5 protein-coding genes are annotated in these 4,678 nt (G+C 71.0%); 3 read left to right on the forward strand and 2 right to left on the reverse strand.

Annotation, left to right across the window (positions count from 1 at the left end; all coding sequences use genetic code 11):
- Positions 1–587: 587 nt before the first annotated feature.
- Positions 588–914: a hypothetical protein gene (locus tag ACH4OA_RS34525; RefSeq protein WP_397973461.1), complete on the forward strand. Its 327-nt coding sequence runs from the start codon at positions 588–590 to the stop codon at positions 912–914.
- Positions 915–958: 44 nt separating this feature from the next.
- On the opposite strand, the gene ACH4OA_RS34530 is transcribed toward ACH4OA_RS34525, so the two are convergent.
- Together ACH4OA_RS34530 and ACH4OA_RS34535 are read right to left on the reverse strand one after the other, a co-directional pair.
- Positions 959–1,417, reverse strand: coding sequence for a hypothetical protein (locus tag ACH4OA_RS34530; protein WP_397973463.1), 459 nt, complete (start codon positions 1,415–1,417; stop codon positions 959–961).
- A 69-nt stretch (positions 1,418–1,486) separates the two neighbouring features.
- Positions 1,487–2,836 (reverse strand): dicarboxylate/amino acid:cation symporter, encoded by a 1,350-nt coding sequence (locus ACH4OA_RS34535; protein ID WP_365882948.1) that lies wholly within the window; start codon positions 2,834–2,836, stop codon positions 1,487–1,489.
- Between the two features lie 366 nt (positions 2,837–3,202).
- Between ACH4OA_RS34535 and ACH4OA_RS34540 the strand changes: the two genes are divergently transcribed.
- Complete coding sequence (locus ACH4OA_RS34540) at positions 3,203–3,604, forward strand: DUF6153 family protein (protein WP_397947152.1); 402 nt, start codon at positions 3,203–3,205, stop codon at positions 3,602–3,604.
- A 257-nt stretch (positions 3,605–3,861) separates the two neighbouring features.
- The gene (locus ACH4OA_RS34545) at positions 3,862–4,494 is read left to right on the forward strand and encodes a DUF305 domain-containing protein (protein ID WP_397941519.1); all 633 of its coding nucleotides are present in this window, start codon (positions 3,862–3,864) and stop codon (positions 4,492–4,494) included.
- Positions 4,495–4,678: the final 184 nt, after the last annotated feature.

Genomic DNA, 4,678 nt, shown 5'->3' on the forward strand with positions numbered 1-4,678 from the left:
AGCGAGCAACTCCCACTCCAGGTCAGTGAGTTCATGACGACGTACCACGACACCATGATCTATCACCCAGATGATCTTTGAAGACGGACCCTAGTCCTGGAAGGGGCCGGAGCCGCCCTTCATGGGACCACCCCCGCGCATGCGAGGACTTGCCACACACAGCCTGGTCGACGTCATCCCGGGCCGACGTGCACAGGGGCCACCGTACCCGCCATGGTCCGGCTGCCTCAGCCGTCCGGTCGGAACCCTTGAGATGGTGACATCGGAGACGACAACGCTGCACGGGTGTTGCTCGTGAAGCTGGGGTGTAGGGGGGCCCTGGTGTGCCGAGTTAGAAGCTCGGGCTGGGCGACAGCACAGTCCAGGGGGCTCCCAGTGCTGGCCGACGCTGCCCTTGTGGTGGGCCGTGCGGGCACGTTGTCCGGGGCGCCATTGCCCTCCAGGAGCTAACCTTCGGAGCTTTCCCGCATGGGGGCGTGGGCTTGTCCGTATGGTGGGGCTCGGCATGCGGCGTGGGCCGTACCGGGCTCGGTGCGGTTCCGTCTCCACGGGGGGAGAGGGTGGCTTTGTGGGGTAATCGGCGTGCGGTGCTGGTGACGACGGTGTTGGTCTTGGCGGTCTTCGCTGGTGCGCTGTCGCTGCTGAGCTGGGACCGGGCGAACCAGGTGGCTGGGATGGTCTCCGCGGTGGTCGGTGTGGCCGCTCTGGGGATCGGCGTCTGCGGGTTGCTGGCCCCGACCGGAAGCACGTCCGTACAGGTGTCCAGGACCGGGCGTGCCACGGCCATCGGCGGCGGGGACGCCAATACGGGTGTCCTTGCCTCCTCGTCCGCGGGTGCGGTCTCCGTCGAGGAGACCGGTGATGCTCGGGCGGACGTCGGCAGTGCGAACACCGGTTACCGGCGGCAGGAGTAACGGCGCATCCGATGTTCTTCCGCAGACGCGCCGCGGTGCGCAAGTCAGGCGGATCTTCCGCCGAGGGAGCTGGGGCCTTCGCCAACAGCGGCGTGATGATTGACAGTCCCGTACAGGTAGTTGCGGAGCGCGCCGCCGTCTCCGGCTATCTCCTGCAGGTGGGCCAGGGCCTTGTCGCCAGCTTCCAAGGGCGTGAGAGCGAGCTTGCCCAGCTGGCGGCCTTCTGCGTGCACGATGTCCCTGCGGACGGTGCTGGCGCCGGCTACTGGCGTTGGGTGGCCCCGGCGTGGGCGGGAAAGTCCGCTCTGCTCGCGTACTTCGTCTTGCATCCTCCACCCGGCGTCGACGTCGTGTCGTTCTTCATCACCTCCGGCATGGCCGCGCAGAACGACGCTGCGGCGTTCTGTGAGATCGTTCAGCGGCAGGTGTACGCCTTGCTGGGCGAGGCCGAGCCGCTGAGCACCCCCGCCACGCGATACGAGCAGATGCTGCTCGGGCTGCACCGCGCCGCCGCCGTTACACGCCGAAGCGCCCCCGCCGGCCGGCGGGGGCGCTTCCTGGGGACGGGGGCGTCAGGCGGTGGCCGGCACGCTTCCCTGCTGGTCGGCGTCGCGCACGCCGTACTCGTCGTCCACCGGGGATCCCGAGGCCGAGTTGTACGCGTCGAGGTCGAGGATCTTCTCGCGGGCGGCGACGACGACCGGGACCAGGGCCTGGCCGGCGACGTTGGTGGCGGTGCGCATCATGTCCAGCACCGGGTCGATCGCCATCAGCAGGCCCACGCCCTCCAGGGGCAGGCCCAGCGTGGACAGGGTCAGCGTCAGCATGACCGTGGCACCCGTCAGACCGGCAGTGGCCGCCGAGCCGATCACCGAGACGAAGGCGATCAGCAGGTAGTCGCCGACGTCCAGCTGCACGTCGAAGATCTGCGCGATGAAGATGGCGGCGAGTGCCGGGTAGATCGCGGCGCAGCCGTCCATCTTCGTCGTGGCGCCGAACGGGACGGCGAAGGAGGTGTACTCCTTCGGCACGCCGAGGCGCTCGGTGACCTTGACGGTGACCGGCATGGTGCCGACGGACGAGCGGGAGACGAAGGCCAGCTGGATGGCGGGCCAGGCGCCCTTGAAGAACTGGACCGGGTTGACCTTGGCCACGGTCGCCAGCAGCAGCGGGTAGACACCGAAGAGGACCAGGGCGCAGCCGACGTAGACGTCGACGGTGAAGGTGGCGTACTTGCCGAGGAGGTTCCAGCCGTAGTCGGCGATGGCGTAGCCGATGAGGCCGACGGTGCCGAGCGGGGCGAGGCGGATGACCCACCACAGGGCCTTCTGCAGCAGCTCCAGGACCGACTCACTGAGGGTGAGGATCGGCTGGGCCTTCTCACCCAGCTTCAGGGCGGCGATGCCGGCGACGGCGGCCATGAAGACGATCTGCAACACGTTCAGCTGGGTGAACGGCGTGATGACGTCCGTCGGGATGATGCCGGTGAGGAAGTCCAGCCAGGAGCCGGCGTACTGGGGCTTCTGACCGTCCTTCGGGGTGAGGCCGGTGCCCGCGCCCGGGTTGGTGACCAGACCGATCACGAGGCCGATGGCGACCGCGATCAGCGACGTGATCATGAACCAGAGCAGGGTGCGGGAGGCCAGCCGGGCGGCGTTGTTCACCTTGCGCAGGTTGGTGATGGACACCAGGATCGCGAAGAAGACCAGCGGGGCGACGGCCAGCTTCAGCAGCTGGACGAAGATGTGGCCGATCTTGTCGAGCGTGGTGTACAGCCACTGCACGTCGTAGCTGCGGGTGATCCAGCCGAGGACCACGCCGAGGACGAGACCGGCGACGATCTGGGCCCAGAAAGGCACCGTGGGTATGCGCCGGGAGCGCTGGGCGGGGGTTTCGGTGCTCGCGGACGCGGACACGGACACACTCCAGTGAGGGCGTATCGGGGGATACGGAAGGGCGGGGACGGGGGGCGGCGCACGCGCGCTAAGGGCGGCGCCGCTGCATGATGCCGGTCAGACCGCGCGGCAACAGACCGCGGACATACAGCGGCACAGGTCGACATGCAGGCGCACCACGAGCAGGGGACTCATGGCTTGACGGCGGCGCACAGCTGTCTTCATATCGAACACGTTAACACTTGTACTTTGAGACTCTCAAAGTACTTCTTTGGGGCGGTCACCTGGCATGGGGTGGATTTCGCCCGGCGCCAGTCGTCCGGCGCCGGAGGAGCGCGTCCGCGTCGGCGGGCCCCGTCCGCGCGCTGGGCACGCCCCCGTACGATGGCCCCGATGCGCACCACGGAACAGCACCCCCGGCGACCGCGACGGCGGTACCGCGCGCTGTCCGTGCTGTCCGTGCTGATCGGGCTGCTGGGCATGCACGCCCTCGCTCCCGGCGGCGGCGCGGAACACGTGGAGCACGTCCACGGCGGGCCCATGGCGGCCGCGCTGCTCGGCGCCGTCGACGCCGGCCCCGGCGGAGACGGGCACTGCGGCGGGCACCGGCTGCACCACGCCGACCCGAGCTGCGCCTCGGGCGCGGTGGACGGCGGCCCGCGCCTGCCCCTGCCGGCCCCCGGCCCGGTGACCGGCCCGGCACCGGCCCGCGGCCCGCTGCCCGCTCCGGCCACCGATCCGGACGACGCCCGCGCCCCACCCGACCTGTCCGAACTCCAACTCCTGCGGATCTAGGGCCTCCCGTTTGGATCATGCCGGGCTCGCGGGCCCTGGCACCGCACCTCGCCGCGTTGTCGTCGGTTGCCATGGCTCCGCCATGGCGCCCTCCTCCGCCTTGCGATGCACGGCACCAGACCCCGCTCCCTGATCCGGCCTGATCCAAACGAAAGACCCTAGGGCCTCCCGGCCACGCCCCCGCCGCACGCGGGGCCGCGTGGTCGTGCGTACGCGTGCCCCTATCCCTTCATCGCAACAGGAGTTCCCGCATGAGCATGAGCACCCCCAACTTGACGCGCCGTGCCGCCCTGGCCGCCCTCGCCGTGACCGGCGCCCTCGTCCTGACCGCCTGTGGCGGCACCGGCGACGACCGCGGCACCGGCAGCGGTCACGCCGCCCACGGAGCCTCCGCCACGCCGGGCGCTCCGGCCGGCGTGCACAACGCCCAGGACGTCGCCTTCGCGCAGGGCATGATCCCGCACCACCGGCAGGCCCTGGAGATGGCGCGGCTCGCCGACGGCCGGGCCTCCTCCGCGCGGGTCAAGGACCTCGCCGCCCGCATCGAGAAGGCACAGGACCCGGAGATCCGCACCATGACCGGCTGGCTGAGGTCCTGGGGCGAGGAGGCTCCCATGGCCGGCATGGACCACTCCGGGCACTCCGGGATGCCGGGGATGCCCGGGATGATGAGCGACGCCGACCTGACCGCTCTGAAGAAGACCACCGGCCACGACTTCGACACCCGGTTCCTGTCCTTGATGGTCGAGCACCACCGGGGCGCCGTGAAGATGGCCGCCACCGAGAAGGAGAAGGGCCGTTACGGCGCCGCCAGGACCATGGCGGACGCCATCGTCACCGCGCAGAACGCCGAGATCAAGGAGATGCGGCAGCTCCTCGCCGGCGAGTGACCCCACGGCGGGGGGGGGGGGGGGGCGCCCCCCCGCCCCCCCCCCCCCCCCCCCCCCCCCCCCCCCCCCCCCCCCCCCCCCCCCCCCCCCCCCCCCCCCCCCCCCCACCCCCCCCCCCCGCCCCCCCCCCCCCCCCCGCACCACCCCCCCCCCCCCCCCCACCAACCCCCCCCCCCCCGATCCC

This window comes from Streptomyces sp. NPDC017095 (genome assembly GCF_044332325.1).
Taxonomy (GTDB): Bacteria; Actinomycetota; Actinomycetes; order Streptomycetales; family Streptomycetaceae; genus Streptomyces.